Consider the following 16,083-nt stretch of genomic DNA (forward strand, 5'->3'; position numbering starts at 1 on the left):
TATTGTTTTATATATGGCGTTTCCAATAGCCTTGTTAAACCTTATGGACAAATTGAAAGCACTCTTTGCCAAATATATGAACGACAGCTGTACTACAGCTGAAATTAAGCGCTTAATGGAACATTTCGGGCAGCCCGAAAATGAAAATGACCTTAAGACCATCATTGCCAGGGAAATGGCAAAGGATGAAGAAACAGAAAGCGATGAAACTGCACTGGATGAGCGCATGTTAAAGATTTACGGGCAGTTAAAGCCAGGTCTTAACGAGGTATTACAAAGCGGAGCGGTGATCCGTCCAATGCGCAATTATTTCAGGTACGTGGCGGCTGCTGCTGTAATATTGCTGGTTTCGGCCGCATTGTTTTTCTATATGAATCCTAACCCAGGAAACAAGAGCCAGCGTTTAACCGCTCAGCATCAGGGCGATGATGTTGGTCCGGGTGGGAATAAAGCCATCCTGACACTGGCCGATGGATCTGAAATTTCCTTAACAGATGCAGATGACGGGGAGCTGATCAGCCAGTCGGGCATCACCATTACCAAAACCAGGGATGGTGCGCTGGTTTACACGGCAGGAGATGTAAAATCTGGCGCTGCACAGCAGTACAATACCATAAGCACCCCGGCTGGGGGACAATACCAGATTAATCTTCCCGACGGCAGTAAGGTATGGCTGAATGCCATGTCGTCCTTAAAATACCCAACGGTTTTTAATGAGACAGACCGGAAGGTAACGCTTTCCGGTGAAGCGTATTTCGAAATTGCTAAAGATCAGCAGCGTCCTTTTACAGTTGCTTCCAATGGGGCCGGAAATGCCCAGGAAGTAACCGTACTGGGTACTCATTTTAACATTAACAGCTACACCGACGAAGTGGCAACCAGAACCACTTTACTGGAAGGTCGTGTTAAAGTGGCAAGTGGAACAAATTCAAAAATGATTAAACCCGGGCAGCAATCAACAGTGTCTGATGGTATTGTGGTTGCCGAAGTGGATGTAAACCAGGTACTGGACTGGAAAAATAATAGTTTCTACTTTGCAGACGAAAATATTCGCACCATTATGCGCAAGCTGGCCCGGTGGTATGATCTGAATGTGGAATACAAAGGCAAGGTACCCGATTTTGGCTTCGGTGCCGAGATTTCCAGAACAAAAAAATTATCTGAAGTATTGAAAGCACTGGAAACCACTGGAAAGGTTCACTTTAAGATAGAAGGAAGGAGGGTTACCGTTATGCCATAAATCTACGAGTTTAAAACAAAACGGTAAATCAAAAAAAAGCCAGGAGTGCTTGGACCCACCCCTGACTGTACAGCTTGATTTACGCACTACAATGTTTCGCACACTATAATTAACTAAAACCAAACCAAGACCCTGAACCTAATCAGGGGCCTAAAATTCAAATGTATGAAATTTTATGCGCTATTTAAACGCAGGTATTTTAACTGCGTAGCACAAACAATTTTGTGTATTATGGATTCGGTGGCACAACTGGTTCGTAATACAGACCAAAGAAAACTGATTATGCGAATCAACCTAACCGTAATCCTGTTAACCAGCTGCCTGCTTCAGGTAAGTGCCAGCGGTTATGCACAGAAAATAAATCTGACCAAAACCAATATCTCTTTAACTGAAGTGTTTAGAGAGATCAGAAAACAAAGCGGATACGATTTTGTATATGCTACGCCTCAAATTAAACTGGCCCGAAAAGTAGATGTATTTGCTCGCAATGCTTCATTAACGGAAGTGTTGGAGAAATGTTTTGCCAATCAGCCATTTACCTATGAGATCCAGAACAAAACCATTGTGATCCGGGAACAGAATGATTTTACAAAAGTGAAAATCATCAGGGGAAGGGTGGTTGACAATGCCGATGGTAAAGCACTGCCTGGAGTAACCATACTCATTAAAGGCACAAAAACAGCAACTCAAACTGATAAAGACGGGAATTTTACACTAAATGTTCCGGATGAGGGACAAATCCTGGTGGTACGTTTTATAGGCTATAAGACACAGGAAATTGCAATTGCAAATTTTCTAACTTTCAACATCAGGTTGGTGGAAGATCAGCAGTCGCTCAATGATGTGGTGGTAACCGGGGTATTTGAACGGCCCGTAGAGAATTTTACCGGGGCGGCTAAGACGATTGATGGGCAGGAATTGAAAAAGGTAAATTCCAACAGTATTTTTGCTGCTATAGCTGCCGTAGATCCGGCCTTGCGTCTTGTTCCTAACAATGTAATGGGTGGGAATATCAACCAATTGCCGGAAATACAACTTAGAGGCGCCAACTCATTGCCAAATCTGACAGGTGAGTTTGCTGATAATCCAAACGCACCCCTGTTCATCCTGGATGGTTTCCAGGTGGGGGCACAAAGGATTTTTGACCTGGACATGAACATGATTAAATCGGTTACCATTTTAAAAGATGCTTCAGCTACGTCAATTTATGGTTCAAGAGGAGCAAATGGGGTACTGGTTATTACTACTATTGCACCAAAATCAGGAAAGATACAGGTAACAATAAATAACGATTTTCGTTTAACCAAGCCAGATCTTTCTGTTTACAATCTGCTCAATGCTTCGGAGAAGCTGGATTTTGAAAAACGGGTAGGATTCTTTACTGCTGACCAGCCCAATCAGCAATACACACTCGACGAAATCTACAATATCAGGGCAAGGGCAGTTGCCAGTGGGGTAAATACCGATTGGCTTTCGTTTCCTGTACAAACAGGTACCAGCAACAGGACCTCAATATACCTTGAAGGAGGAGACGATTTTGTCCGCTACGGTTTGCAGATGACCGGAGATTTCCAGAAAGGTGTAATGAAAGGCCAGAACCGTAACAACTACTCAGGGCAGTTTGACCTAAGCTACAACATAAAAAAACTCCGCTTCCGGAATTCGATCCGGCTTTTCCAGAATATTGCTAATGAATCTCCTTATGGTTCTTTCTCTCAATATGCATTAATGAATCCTTACTGGAAGCCTTTTGATGAAAATGGCAACCCGGTAAGAATTATGGAAAGCAACAGCATTGGTACTTTCAGTAATCCGCTATACGATGCAAGGTTAAACACGATCAATAAATCGCAGTACTTCGGTATTTCGAACAACTTGCAGGTGCGCTGGAATGTATTGCCTTCACTGTTTATTGAAACCGCTTTCAGCCTGAACAAACAAAATGGCTCTTCCGATAAATTTTTCCCGGCCCAGCACTCGATGTTCAATAATGAAAAGGACCTGAAAAGGAAAGGATCTTATGATGTGGGAAGCAACAATTCATTGGGATATGAAAGTCTGACAACAGCAAACTACAATAAAACTATTGGCAGGCATCTCATCTATTCAACCCTGGGGCTAAACATTGCCAGCACCTCCAGCAACTTCTACAATATATCTACTGTTGGCTTTCCGTTTGATCAGCTGGATAACCTGCTTTTTGCTGCCCAGTATAAACCTGAAGCACGTCCTAACGGAGATGAGGGTACGGTTAGGAGATTGGGTTTGCTGCTCAACGCCAACTATGCCTACGATAACCGTTATCTGGCTGATGTTTCTATAAGAAGGGATGGTTCGTCACAGTTTGGATCCAATAAGCGTTTTGGCACTTTCTGGTCCACTGGTTTGGGTTGGAATGTCCATAATGAAAAGTTCTTTGATAAAAACGTTAGTGTGAACAGGCTTAAGTTTAGAGTCAGTTACGGCTCTTCAGGCTCTTTGAATATCCCGGCTTATCGCGCACAAACCCGTTATACTTTTGGTGTAGACAATGTTTATGATGGCGATATCGGGGCTGCAATCATGGGGTTGGGTAATACAGAACTTGGCTGGCAGGATGTGCGCACACTAAACCTCGGATTGGATGCAACTCTGTTTAACGAACGGCTGGATATGCGTTTTGACCACTACCGAAGCCTTACCCACAATACTATTACCAGTGTATCACTTGCACCATCGAATGGTTTTACGGATTATTCTGAAAACCTTGGAAAGATACAGAACACAGGCTATGAATTGTACGCCCGTTACAAACTGATCGATAACAAAAAGGAAGGAATCATCTGGTCTGTAAATGCAGCTGCTGTAACCAACAAAAACATTCTTAAAGAACTGTCCAATAAACTGAAGGCCAGCAACACAAAAGCCAATGCCAGCAGTATCCAGAAGGTCCCAAATATCATTCTGGAGGAGGGGCAGGCCATCAATACTCTTTTTGTGGTTCGTTCATTAGGTGTAGATCCTGTAACAGGCGCGGAAGTATTGCTTAAAAAGGATGGGACCACAACTTTTACCTGGGCAGCGGCTGATAAAGTTGCTGTTGGTGTTACCGATCCGAAATGGAATGGCACCTTTGGTTCCAATCTGAATTATAAAGGGCTGGAAGTGAATGTTATTTTCAGTTACAGGCTGGGCGGACAGATCTATAACCAGACTTTGGTAGACAAGGTGCAGGGAGCTGATACCAAATACAATGTAGACAGGAGGGCTTACGACCTGGGCTGGACCAAACCCGGCGATGAATCTATGTTCACCAGGTTTGGCACTACGTCGGTCTTAACCAGGTTGAGTTCCAGATTTGTTCAGGACGAGAATATGTTGAACCTGAACTCGGCATCTATAGGCTATAATTTCTATAAACACGCCTTTGTGAAACAATTGGGCCTGAATAGTTTATCGCTTACGGCAAGTACCAATGATTTGTTTACCCTTAGTTCAGTACAACTGGAACGTGGCACCAGTAATCCTTTCTCGCGTACTTACTCATTATCCGTAAGGGCAGGCTTTTAATACGATTTGAAGATGAAAACACAAACAAAAATATTCTTCCTGATGGCCATGTTTATACTGGCTTCGGGCACAGGCTGTAAAAAGTTTCTGGAAGTTGAACCCAAATCCACTATTGGTGAGGATCAGTTGTTCAGTTCAGAAATTGGCTTTCAACAGGCACTTACCGGTTTGTACTCACAAATGGCCAGCCGCGATCTGTATGGCGATAACCTTACCATGGGGTTCAGCAGCCTGATCGCACAGAATTACAGTACCAGTCTGAGTGGCGTTTTTTCTTTTCCAACCACCGTTGCGCTTAATTTTAAAGGGGCAGATGCGGTGCCGCTTGTGAATGGTATCTGGAATAAAGGCTATACCACCATCGCAGCAACAAACAATATACTGTCGAAAATTGACGATAAGAAAGCAATCTTTACAGAAAATCATTATGCAATGGTAAAAGGAGAGACCCTTGGGATACGGGCCTACCTGCATTTCGACCTGCTGCGTTTGTATGGGGCAAACTTTGCTGCCAATCCTACAAAAAAGGCTATCCCGTTCCGGACAGAACTCAATGCTTTGTCTAAAGTGCCATCAACTGTTGATGAGGTATCGACAGCTATTCTGGCCGACCTGAAGACAGCTGAAGGGTTGATGAAAGATAAGGATCCAATTACGCAGGATAAAAACCGACGCTTCAGAATGAATTATTACGCGATAAAGGCCCTGCAGGCCCGTGTATATCTGTTCAGGGGTGATAAAATAAATGCAGCCGCTGCAGCAAAAGAAGTGCTGAACTCTGGTTTTTTTAAATTGATTGAAGCTAAATTAGTGTCAGCATCGGCGGGCAGTCGCGACCGGACTTTTTCAACAGAACAGGTATTTGCCCTTCGTGTGAGGGACATTAGAAACTGGGTGGAAAATGGAAACGCTTATTTCAAATCAGTAACAGATAGCCGTAATAACCTTACCCGTACCCGATCTGACTTTGAAACACTTTATGAGACTGGTACTATAGGTGGTTCTGATATCCGTTTTGTTAACCTGATACAAGCTGATGGTAGTAATTATTTCTGTTCAAAGTATTGGCAAACCTGGGTTCCCTCTGAAAGCACTACACCAGAATCTGAGCGTCTGGACCAGAATGTTTCATTAGTTCGCTTATCGGAAATGTATTATATCCTTGCAGAAACTGCAGCGACGCCAGATGAAGGCCTGGGCTATCTGAACACAGTTCGCGACAGGCGCGGGCTTCCGGTTATTGCTGCGGGAGTTACTGCGCAGAAACTGACCGATGAGATTACCAAAGAATACCAGAAGGATTTTTATGCTGAAGGCCAGCTGTTCTATTATTACAAACGCAAATTGTTCAATAGAATGCAGTTTTCTACAAGAAACCTGATGGAAGCCAGTTATATCGTGCCTATACCCGATAATGAACTTGAATTCAATCCAAACTATAACTAGAACAACAGAAAATGAATAAGATATTTACCTTTTGTATGATGCTGATGGCATTGGCATCATGTAAAAAAGACCCGCAATCCGTCTTCTCCGGAAAGGATGGCATCACCTTCTTTTACAAATCAGGTCAGGAGCAGGATAGCGTAAGTTATTCATTTAAGCTTAACCAGCCTAAAACAAGGGATACAGTATGGATAAAAATGCGGCTGGTGGGAAAACTATCCGGCCAGCAACGTCAGATCAAAATTGTTGCCGGGGCAGGTACAACAGCCACGGAAGGCAAACATTTTATCCTGCCCGATTTTTATCTGCCTGCCGACTCCTTCCAGGTAAAATATCCCCTGGTGCTACTCAGTACAACAGACCTAAATAGCAAGGCTGTTCGCTTGGTGATGCAGGTCGCCGAAAGTAAGGACCTGATTATAGGTACCCGTGGCCAGGCTGATGTCAGTACCGCCAATACTGTAGCCTTTAAAGTCAATTTCAGTAACCGGCTGATCAAACCTGACTACTGGAACTACATATCGTACTACATAGGCGAATACAGTGAAGTAAGGTACCAGTTTATGATAGATACGTTTGGTATGTCCGATTTCCGGCCAGATACCAAAGGTGGCATCATTACCTATGCCCAATGGGTAAATATCAAAGGTAAACTGAGGAATGCTCTGGATGCTTACGTCAGCAAGAACGGCCCATTGATAGACGAGAACGGAGGAAAAGTAGAATTTCCATTGTAAATATGAAAGCTATGCGAATTAAAGAAATTATATCAGGGACACTAATTGGCTGTACCCTGCTGTTTGCCTGCAAAAAGGACAATAATAAGTACACCTACGATGCAATAAATGAGTTAACCATTAAAGGGTCACAACAGGACCTGATGGTGGTGCAGCGCGATACTATACGTATCAATCCGGATATTACTGAGTCTTTGCCCGGCAGTGGTCCTTATACCTACAAATGGGAAATTTATCGTTTTGAGGATGTGAAGAGCTATGAAGTTACCGTACTCAATCCGGCGAATAAGTCCACTACAGTTTCAACTGAGAAAAACCTGAAAGTTCCTGCGTTGGTGGCTCCCGGGACCTATCGTTTGCAATATACAATTACTGATAGCAAAACAAACCTGCGTACATCAGTACGATATATGCTAACCGTGAATGGCAAATACTACGAGGGTTGGCTGGTAATGGCCGACAAAGGCGGAAAAACCATATTGTCTTTTGTACGACAGGACGATGTGGTCTTTAACGATGTGATAGGTGCATCTAATCCTTCACTGACTGTGAGCGGTAAACCATTGGCTGCTTTTTCAGGTATACATGCCAAGCTTGAAGACGTTAATGTATTTACCGATCAGGGGATGTACCGTTTCAGTGCCAACGATTTTTCCTTTACCGGAAAATCACCTGACCTCTTTGAAACAGCTATCAATCCGGTTTCAAATCCGGGTTATGCGGTAAACAGCGTAAATTTTGATCAGTATGTGGTAAGTAATGGTAATGTATATGGTACGTTAACTCCGGCGCAGGGTTTAGCAAAATATTCAGAGCGCTTTAATGGGCCTGCCGGTTATTCGGTATTTCCATACTTCATGAGCGGCAGAACGTACTGGACGTTGTTTTACGATAACACTGGTAAACGGTTCCTGCATACCAGCTATACCAGCCGCTCGTTCAGTACTTTTCCCAGTGTAATTGACAAAGAAATACCTTTTAATATGAGTGACGTTGGTAAGACATTGATTGGTGGGGATAAAGGACCAGATAATGAGTATTTTCTGGTCATGAGAGATGGAACAGGTTATTACCTGTGTTCAGTGTTGCCCAACAATAAACAACCCGCCGGACTAATGGATAAAATGGATGGAGCACCTGAAATTGACAAAGCCCTTATTTTTGCTGCATCAGAAGTGAACAAACAGCTTTACTATGCTGTTGCCAATAAAATTTATCTGTACGATGTGTTGGCCAAAACAGCCAGGCTGGTATATACCTTTCCTGCAAACACCCTGATCAAAGACATGAAGATGTTTAAAGGGCTTGGCTGGGGCAAAGCCAATACAGCTTACAATACCCGCCTGGTTGTTGGCACCTATAATGGTGCAGAAGGGGAGCTTTACTACTTCAATCTTATGCTGACAGGTGATATTGCCAACAGTACCTACAGTAAAAAGTTTGGAGGCTTTGACAACATTGTCCATATCAATTACCGTATTCCCAACCTATAAAATTATGAGAACCTTTTTTTCAATACTATATCTTTTGTTCGCCTGCACTGCAATGGCGCAAAACAATACCTATACCCTAAAAGGCAAATTCACATCCGCTGATGCTACAGGCAAAGTATACATGAGTTATTACCAGGGCGGAACCACCAAGAGGGATAGTACGCTGGTTAATAACGGCACCTTTGAATTTAAAGGTCCTTCTGATGGCCCCCAGCAGGTATATATTACTTTTATCAGTAAAAATTCAGCTGCCGATAGAAAAACAAAAGGGCGCGACTCGCGCTCAATGTACCTGGATAGGGGTGTGATCACTATGGATATCACCGATTCCATCAAAACAGCGAGACTTAGCGGTATCATCAATGCCGACCATCAGAAATATGAGCAACTCTTAAAAATAAAAGAAAATCAGGATGCTGCATTTACAGCTTTTGTAAAACAAAACCCTGATTCCTATTTCAGTTTGCAGGCCCTGCTTAAGTTGGCAGGTGCCTATTTTGATGCAGCAAAAGTGGAGCCTTTATATAATGGACTTACTGCCAGGAACCGCAATTCCAAAGAAGGGCAGGCTTTTGCAGCCTCTATTGCAGGAGCTAAAGCTACAACTGTGGGGCAAATGGCACCCGACTTTACGCATAACGATACCAATGGCAAGCCTGTAAAACTATCAGATTTTAGAGGGAAATATGTACTGCTGGATTTCTGGGCATCCTGGTGCGGGCCTTGCCGTGCCGAAAACCCTAAAGTATTAAAGGCTTATAACGCTTTTAAAGGTAAAAACTTTACAGTGCTGGGGGTGTCTGTCGATAGGGCTGATGACCGCGATAAATGGCTGAAGGCCATTAAGGACGATGGAATGCCATGGGTTCAGCTCAACGATTCAGACCATACAGATCTGAAAGGTGCGGGCAACCTATACGCGATTAAAGCCATCCCTTCAAATTTTCTCATTGATCCAAGCGGGAAAATCATCGCCAAGAACCTGAGAGGCGATGCCCTGGAGAAGAAACTGGAAGAAGTGATAAGGTAAAAAACAAAAGAGCCGGCTTAGCCGGCTCTTTTGTTACTTTTCAACGATGGTTTTCAGTTTATCCAAACCACCCTGCAGATCTTTCCCGATCATCTCTTCCATATTCATGCAAAGCAGCATCAGGTTCATTGGCCAGGGCATTTTGCCTGTAAAACCCCATTTAACTTTTGTTTTATCAGCACCAATGGGCTCTGTAGCCATATAGGCATTATCTTCGGCCTCAAAAGGTTCTTTAAAACGCAGTTTCATTTCTATACGTTCGCCATCGGTAATTTTAGTGATTTCCTGCTCGCCCTTACCAGCGTTTTTGTTGGCGCTGTCCCAGGCATAAATAAAGCCAACAGTGCCGTCTGTTCCAGTATAACTTTTTTTCATGGCCGGATCTATGTTGTTCCATACACTGTACTGGTCCTGGTTCTTCACAAATTTGATGAAATCAAATACTTCCTGTTTAGGTTTGTTAATGGTGACTTCCCTTTCAACAGCATAATCTTTTTTGGTAAAGAGTGCCACAACCAGGGCCAATACAATGATCCCGAGAATGACAAACAGAATTTTCTTTAGAATTTTCATAATAGTAAGTTTTTGGTTACATAAAGATGATTAATTTTTTTTCAATTGCCAATAACTTTTGGACGGTTCCGAAGCTTGCTGGCAGGGATATTGTCTATGCTTCATGAATGAAAAAGTTATTCCTATTTATGTTTATAAGTGTATTTGGCCTGCAGTTAAGTGCGCAGGACAACACTGTTGGTGCCAGACCGGTAGCTGTAAGATTAGATAAAAGCCCCCAGGCGCTGGGAATTACTCCGCAGGTAACCGCCAGGCTTAAAACCATAACAAACCCGCCCATAAACATAGCTTTGTTTGCTGTAGATAAACGCAAAGAAGAGAATAAGGCAAACTCTGATGTAATTATGGTTATTTCTGTTGATCAACAGAGCGGAAAGATTAAAATGTCTTCTATCATGAGGGATACCTATGTGAATATAGAGGGGCATGGAATGGATAAAATCAATGCTGCTTATGCCTTTGGCGGACCACAGCTGGCCATAAAAACCATCAACCAGAATTTCGGTCTTGACATTAAAGACTACATTAATGTCGATTTTTACAGTGCAGCAAAGATTGTAGATGCATTGGGTGGGGTAGATGTGAATGTAAAAGGGGCAGAGCTTCCGGTATTGAACAATTATCTTGATGAACTGGCTATTTATGAGAAAATCCCCGCAGTACATGTGAATACTGCCGGATTGCAGAACCTAACAGGCAGACAGGCCGTTGCTTATACGCGTATAAGAAAAGTAGGAAATGGTGATTATGAAAGAACCGAAAGGCAACGCTTGGTGCTTGTAGCTTTGTTCAGTAAAATGAAAAGTTCCGGTCAGGAAGCTTTTCCTGCCTTCGCTTCGCAGATTCTACCTAGTTTAGAAACAAGTATGGGTAGTATGACCCTATTGAATTTTGCGGGGAACGTGCTGAATTCAAAACATAAAGTGATTGATGAGGCAAGATTTCCGTTAGATGGGCAAAGCGCGGGGAAGAGGATCAACAATATCTGGTACCTCACTGCCGACTTAAAAGCAACATCCACAGTCATTCATAACTTTATTTATAAAGGAATAAAACCTGTTTCTAAATAGAAAGGGGTAAATAATCCGACAAAAAAAATACAATTCAGGTACTGCTAATTAAGCAGTAGCCCTTATATTTGCGGCAATACCAGTATAAAGTAATACGAACCAGCTGATTATGTTTAAAAAAATAACAGGCTTATTGATTTTACTTTCCTTTTTATTGATAAAAGGAGCCCCGTTATTTGCTGCAGGGCAACATACTCAAAATGCTGTGGTTTGCTGTACGGATCAGGCAACTGACGATACCAGCGATGCTGAAAAAGAAAACAAGCAGCTGGAAACCGCTGATGAAGATTTCGGAAGTCAGCCCGTACTGGAACCTGCTTCCCTAACTATTTCTAAAAAAGCAGGACATATCATCGTCCCTGATATCCCGGCGCCTTATCTTTCTTTGCCCTATCCGCCTCCCAACAGCTGGTCATAATTGTTGAACAGCCCCTGGTGATGATCTGTAAAAGATCATGCAACCCAATTTATTATTAACACAAAAATTATTTTATGAACTATCCTTTGTTTAAAGGTTCTGTTATGGGCCTTTTGTTAGGCGCGGCTACATTAACGGCCAGTGCCCAGAAAATTAATGAGCAGGAACTAAAGGTTAATGTGGGCAAGATTGCCAACTCAACCCAGCAGTTGAAAAACCTTGAACCAGTTACATTTAAATACGATGTAAGCAAGTACAAGCACCTGAGGCTCCCTGCCGGAGAACAATATGGCTTTATGGCCAGTAATGTGCAACCGGAATTTCCGGGAATGGTTTACGAAGCTTCCAAGACTTATGAAGCCGGAAAAAACAATTCCAAAGTGGCCAGGTATAATGAGGTACAGACAGAAAACCTGATTCCTGTACTTGTAGCTGCCATTAAAGAGCAGCAGGCAGAAATAGAGCTTTTGAAAAAAGAAGTGCAGCTGCTGAAAGAAAAATCCAAATAAATACTTTTTTTTAGTTTAAGTGTTTTGGGAAAGTCATCCGTAAGGATGGCTTTTTTTGTTAAATTAGTAACCATGAACACAAGAACAAGGTATAAATTTAAACTGCTGTTAATCCTGACTTTGGCCTGGCTATTTGTTGGATTGCTTATTGCGGTATACGATTACCTGGTCCTGCATACACACACTTCAATGGGTGCCGATCCTGCTTATTCTTTTCTCTTTTCTGTTGCGGTAAATATGGGTTCTGGCTTAATTGGCGCTTTGCTGGGCGGAAGCCTGCTTATATTTTTTATCAATGTAAAGTATCAGGATAAGTCCTATGGTTATACGGTGATCACAGTAACCTCGTTTTTTATCCTGATCATCCTGCTCATCAATGTTATTTTGAGAAGTATTGGTTATGCCGATACCGCAAGGCTTTTCAAAAGCGGACTGGTCTGGGCTGTGGTTGTTGCCATCACCCAATTGCTCCTGCAGATCAACAGTAAATTCGGACCCGGGGTGTTCTGGAACATTGTGCGTGGAAAATACAATACTCCACAGGAAGAATTGCGGATCTTTATGTTTTTCGATCTGAACTCCTCAACCACTACCGCCGAAAAACTCGGCGATAAAAAATACCATGCACTGCTTAAAGATATTTTTACCGATGTAACCAATCCCATACTCGACAATAAAGGTGAGATCTATCAATATGTGGGCGACGAAGTCGTTGTAGCCTGGAAATACAAGGATGGTATAGCAGATAACCGCTGTATCCGATGTTTTTTTGACATTAAGAGTCATCTGGAAGAAAAGAAAGAGCGATACCTGGAGCAACATGGACTATTGCCAACCTTCAAGGCCGGTATTCATTGTGGAAGGGTAGTGGCGGGCGAAGTAGGCATCATCAAAAGAGACATTACCTACTCCGGAGATGTCCTGAACACGACCTCAAGGATTTCAGGCCTGTGCAGGGAATTTAATGCAGAAGTAATCGTGTCGTCAGACCTTGCCGCTATACTTCAGCTGGGCAGCTTTGCCACACAGCTGCTGGGCGCCATCAAACTAAGGGGCAAGGAAAAAGAAGTGCAGCTGATCTCACTAAAGCAGACAGCCGGTTAAAGGGCTGCCTGTTGTTCGCTGTATAATTTCGTATAGTATTCGGCAGCCATTCTGCCCGCTTCAAAAGCAGGTGTTACATCTCTGGCAGCTGTTTTAACTATAGTCAGCCATTTTTCAGGACTGTTGTAATACAGCGGCAATACGGTTTGTTCCAGTGTATCCATCAGGCTGATGTTTTCGCCCCTGTCCTGTTCCTGATCTGAAGATCCATCGGGCGCAGGCTGAATCAGAAAGCTGTTCACTTTATCTACTGCAAACTCAGGTATCCAGCCATCGGGTAGTGAAAGATTAATGCTGCCGTTCATTGCTGCGGTCATACCACTGGTGCCGGATGCCTCACGGTACATCCTTGGATTGTTTAGCCATACGTCCGATCCTTTTTTCAGCAGGGCCGAAAGTTCCAGTTCATAGCCCGTAAGTACAGCGCAGTTCTTTAAAGGCAAAACACGTGAAATGATCTGATTAAACAGGCCAATTGCACCGAAATCCTCCGGATAGGGCTTTCCTGCCCAAATGAATTGTACCGGAAGGGATTCATTTTTAACCAGGCTTAAAAAACGGTTCCAGTCCTGCATCACCAGGTCGGCCCGCTTATATCCCGCAAATCTTCTGGCCCATACTATGGTAATTACATCCGGATTAAAAAGCTTACCACACTGATCGGCCACTACTTTAAAGAGCTCAGCCTTCATTTCCTTTTTTCGCGCTGCAATGCCTTTGTCATCACTGAGCTTTATTGCGTTTCCAATAACCGGATCTTCCCAGTACGTCTGGTTCTGGGCATTGGTAATGGAAGTAATTTCGCAAATGCCGGTATAGTGGCCCCACATATCCCTGGCTACCTTTCCATGCAGTTTAGATACCCCATTTGCCTTTCTGGAGAATTTTAATGCAGCAAGGGTATAGCTAAACTGATCGCCATCCATGCCCAGCACCGATTTTACCTCATGCTCCTGCAGATGGTAAAAGAACGACATTTCTTTGAGCAGGCTATATTTGTGTTCTTCATTCCCTGCCATTTCTGGTGTGTGCGTAGTAAAAACTACCCGTTTCTTTACTTCCTCCAGGCTTTTGTGTTTGGCATACAGGTAAAAGTTTAACGATACAGCGTGCCCCTCGTTCATATGGTACACATCAGGCGTAAGGTTCAAAATATCCAGCAGCATTGCACCGCCCGTTCCAAGCACAATGGATTGGGCAATGCGCGTAGTTTCGTAAGGATCATATAAACGATGCGTAATGGTACGCGACAAGTAGTCATTTTCAGGAACATCGGTACTTAAAAGAAATAAAGGGGCGGTACCAAAGGTTTCAGGTTTAAGCAGGAAAGCCTTTACATGCACCGGCGAATCATGTACAGGAACCGTGAACGATATACCTGTATCTGTAAGGTAAGCATATTGTTTCTCCGTATAGGCAGGTTTCATCAGCTGGTCCTTATCCCTGGTCTGGTCGTAATAACCATATTTCCAGAGCATACCGATACCCACCAGGTTCTGTTTCAGCTGGTAGGCACTCCTTAAATGTGATCCCGCCAGAAAACCCAGTCCGCCGCTGTAAGTTTTTAAGGCCTGATGAACCGCAAATTCCATAGAAAAATAAGCCACAGCAGTACTGTACTGCTGATCTGGCGTGAAACCGAAAATGTCTTTTTTAGATAGCATGTGCTTAAATTAGGAAATTTTAACTAATAAAGCGCTCCGGGTTCAATTATATGTTACCTGAATATTATTTATGATGCGAATGAGCTTTCCCCACTGAAAAATGCCAGCATTTGTTCCAATGCCGTCTTTGAGTGCATACGTTCTGTATTTTCTAAAGTATCCTGCGTTGCTGCCGCTGCCCTTTTAACCATTTGTTTTTCAAAATGCGAGATGGCCGCCCTGATTGTTGGGAATTTATTGTCGGTCAAGCATGCTGTCAATTCAAAGGCGTCCTGCATAGCCACATTTGCACCTTCACCGGCAAATGGTGGCATACAGTGTGCAGCATCACCAATCATGGTCAGATTTTCCTGTGTTTCCCAGTTTTGATTCAGCGGAAAATAATACTGTGGCCGCGGAATAAAATGGACATCATCATTGGTAAAAAACTCATGCCATTCCTCACTCCAGCCAGAAAACGTTTCTTTGAACCAGGCGAAAACCTGGGCTTTGTCTTTAAAATCAATACTGTTTTGTATAGCCGGGTTCTCAGGTGTTTTAAAACTTGCAACAAACATCAATGATCCATCGCCTTTTGTGCCATACCCAATAAACTGTTCGTTGCCAAATGCCATAACTTTTCCTCCCTTAGTAAACCCGGATAGCTTAGGTGCATTTTTTTCTGCATTGTAGATATTCCCTTCTAGCAAAGTCACACCAGCATAAACAGGAGCCGTTGCACTTAAATAGGGGCGGATTTTCGAGTTCGCCCCATCTGCTGCAATAACCAGATCGGCATAAGCATTGGTGCCGTTTTTAAAATGTAAAAGCCAGCCATTATTTTTTCTTTCCATAGCAGCAAAATGGCTGTCCCATACAACGGTACCTGCTTTTAGGGAGTTTAGCAAAATATCACGCAGGGGACCCCGATCAATTTCAGGACGGTTTTCGGCAAAGATTGTTTCGCTGTCATGGTCATCAAATCTGATTTTGAGGGTTTGATCTACAATGCGCATCTTGCTGGCAACCGGGCGATGGTGTAAATAAAACTCCTCTGCTAAACCTGCCCGCTTTATGGCTTCCAGGCCAGATCCTTCGTGCAGGTCTAGTGTAGAGCCCTGAACACGTACATTACGGTTAAGGTCCCTTTCGTAAACTTTTACATTCACGTTTTTCATTTGCAATAAACGGGCTAAGGTCAATCCGCCCATTCCTCCACCAACAATGGCAACTGTTTTATTTTCTATCAGCATTATTCCAAAAATTGTTTT

Annotated in this window: 13 protein-coding genes; 10 read left to right on the forward strand and 3 right to left on the reverse strand. The window is 43.1% G+C overall.

Annotated features, from left to right (window positions below; genetic code table 11):
• Positions 1-43 precede the first annotated feature (43 nt).
• From ABIE26_RS05610 to ABIE26_RS05635, 6 genes are all read left to right on the forward strand, one after another.
• Positions 44-1,240 (forward strand): FecR family protein, encoded by a 1,197-nt coding sequence (locus tag ABIE26_RS05610; RefSeq protein ID WP_310139116.1) that lies wholly within the window; start codon positions 44-46, stop codon positions 1,238-1,240.
• A gap of 282 nt (positions 1,241-1,522) precedes the next feature.
• The gene (locus ABIE26_RS05615; protein ID WP_310139114.1) at positions 1,523-4,789 is read left to right on the forward strand and encodes a SusC/RagA family TonB-linked outer membrane protein; all 3,267 of its coding nucleotides are present in this window, start codon (positions 1,523-1,525) and stop codon (positions 4,787-4,789) included.
• Between the two features lie 12 nt (positions 4,790-4,801).
• Complete coding sequence (locus tag ABIE26_RS05620) at positions 4,802-6,235, forward strand: RagB/SusD family nutrient uptake outer membrane protein (protein ID WP_310139111.1); 1,434 nt, start codon at positions 4,802-4,804, stop codon at positions 6,233-6,235.
• An 11-nt stretch (positions 6,236-6,246) separates the two neighbouring features.
• On the forward strand, positions 6,247-6,972 hold the full coding sequence (locus ABIE26_RS05625; protein WP_310139109.1) for a DUF4843 domain-containing protein: 726 nt from the start codon (positions 6,247-6,249) through the stop codon (positions 6,970-6,972).
• Between the two features lie 11 nt (positions 6,973-6,983).
• Complete coding sequence (locus tag ABIE26_RS05630; RefSeq protein ID WP_310139107.1) at positions 6,984-8,465, forward strand: PKD-like family lipoprotein; 1,482 nt, start codon at positions 6,984-6,986, stop codon at positions 8,463-8,465.
• Between the two features lie 4 nt (positions 8,466-8,469).
• Positions 8,470-9,495, forward strand: a complete 1,026-nt coding sequence (locus ABIE26_RS05635) for a TlpA disulfide reductase family protein (RefSeq protein WP_310139104.1) — start codon at positions 8,470-8,472, stop codon at positions 9,493-9,495.
• A gap of 33 nt (positions 9,496-9,528) precedes the next feature.
• Here ABIE26_RS05635 and ABIE26_RS05640 read toward each other — a convergent pair whose 3' ends face one another.
• Positions 9,529-10,068, reverse strand: a complete 540-nt coding sequence (locus tag ABIE26_RS05640) for an SRPBCC family protein (RefSeq protein WP_310139101.1) — start codon at positions 10,066-10,068, stop codon at positions 9,529-9,531.
• 107 nt (positions 10,069-10,175) lie between these two features.
• Here ABIE26_RS05640 and ABIE26_RS05645 point away from each other — a divergent pair, with 107 nt between their 5' ends.
• The 4 genes from ABIE26_RS05645 to ABIE26_RS05660 all read left to right on the forward strand — a co-directional run bounded on the left by ABIE26_RS05645 (position 10,176) and on the right by ABIE26_RS05660 (position 13,169).
• Complete coding sequence (locus tag ABIE26_RS05645) at positions 10,176-11,138, forward strand: LCP family protein (RefSeq protein ID WP_310139099.1); 963 nt, start codon at positions 10,176-10,178, stop codon at positions 11,136-11,138.
• A 109-nt stretch (positions 11,139-11,247) separates the two neighbouring features.
• Positions 11,248-11,556: a hypothetical protein gene (locus tag ABIE26_RS05650; RefSeq protein WP_310139098.1), complete on the forward strand. Its 309-nt coding sequence runs from the start codon at positions 11,248-11,250 to the stop codon at positions 11,554-11,556.
• Positions 11,557-11,630: 74 nt separating this feature from the next.
• Positions 11,631-12,065, forward strand: coding sequence for a tail fiber domain-containing protein (locus tag ABIE26_RS05655; RefSeq protein ID WP_310139097.1), 435 nt, complete (start codon positions 11,631-11,633; stop codon positions 12,063-12,065).
• Between the two features lie 72 nt (positions 12,066-12,137).
• The gene (locus tag ABIE26_RS05660; protein WP_310139095.1) at positions 12,138-13,169 is read left to right on the forward strand and encodes an adenylate/guanylate cyclase domain-containing protein; all 1,032 of its coding nucleotides are present in this window, start codon (positions 12,138-12,140) and stop codon (positions 13,167-13,169) included.
• Here the strand turns inward: ABIE26_RS05660 and glgP are convergent.
• Together glgP and ABIE26_RS05670 are read right to left on the reverse strand one after the other, a co-directional pair.
• Positions 13,166-14,833 carry an alpha-glucan family phosphorylase gene (gene glgP / locus ABIE26_RS05665; RefSeq protein ID WP_310139092.1) on the reverse strand — a complete coding sequence of 556 codons (1,668 nt, stop codon included), beginning with the start codon at positions 14,831-14,833 and terminating at the stop codon, positions 13,166-13,168. The genes ABIE26_RS05660 and glgP overlap by 4 nt on opposite strands.
• 68 nt (positions 14,834-14,901) lie before the next feature.
• A complete protein-coding gene (locus ABIE26_RS05670; protein WP_310139090.1) occupies positions 14,902-16,065 on the reverse strand; it encodes an FAD-dependent oxidoreductase in 1,164 nt (387 codons plus the stop codon).
• Between the last annotated feature and the right edge of the window lie 18 nt (positions 16,066-16,083).

It is taken from the genome of Pedobacter africanus (genome assembly GCF_040548825.1).
Classification (GTDB): Bacteria; Bacteroidota; Bacteroidia; order Sphingobacteriales; family Sphingobacteriaceae; genus Pedobacter; species Pedobacter africanus_A.

Coding starts and splice junctions, on each gene's coding strand:
- ABIE26_RS05610 (WP_310139116.1), top strand. CDS start 44: ATGGACAAATTGAAAGCACTCTTTGCCAAATATATGAACGACAGCTGT.
- ABIE26_RS05615 (WP_310139114.1), top strand. CDS start 1,523: ATGCGAATCAACCTAACCGTAATCCTGTTAACCAGCTGCCTGCTTCAG.
- ABIE26_RS05620 (WP_310139111.1), top strand. CDS start 4,802: ATGAAAACACAAACAAAAATATTCTTCCTGATGGCCATGTTTATACTG.
- ABIE26_RS05625 (WP_310139109.1), top strand. CDS start 6,247: ATGAATAAGATATTTACCTTTTGTATGATGCTGATGGCATTGGCATCA.
- ABIE26_RS05630 (WP_310139107.1), top strand. CDS start 6,984: ATGCGAATTAAAGAAATTATATCAGGGACACTAATTGGCTGTACCCTG.
- ABIE26_RS05635 (WP_310139104.1), top strand. CDS start 8,470: ATGAGAACCTTTTTTTCAATACTATATCTTTTGTTCGCCTGCACTGCA.
- ABIE26_RS05640 (WP_310139101.1), bottom strand. CDS start 10,068: ATGAAAATTCTAAAGAAAATTCTGTTTGTCATTCTCGGGATCATTGTA.
- ABIE26_RS05645 (WP_310139099.1), top strand. CDS start 10,176: ATGAAAAAGTTATTCCTATTTATGTTTATAAGTGTATTTGGCCTGCAG.
- ABIE26_RS05650 (WP_310139098.1), top strand. CDS start 11,248: ATGTTTAAAAAAATAACAGGCTTATTGATTTTACTTTCCTTTTTATTG.
- ABIE26_RS05655 (WP_310139097.1), top strand. CDS start 11,631: ATGAACTATCCTTTGTTTAAAGGTTCTGTTATGGGCCTTTTGTTAGGC.
- ABIE26_RS05660 (WP_310139095.1), top strand. CDS start 12,138: ATGAACACAAGAACAAGGTATAAATTTAAACTGCTGTTAATCCTGACT.
- glgP (WP_310139092.1), bottom strand. CDS start 14,833: ATGCTATCTAAAAAAGACATTTTCGGTTTCACGCCAGATCAGCAGTAC.
- ABIE26_RS05670 (WP_310139090.1), bottom strand. CDS start 16,065: ATGCTGATAGAAAATAAAACAGTTGCCATTGTTGGTGGAGGAATGGGC.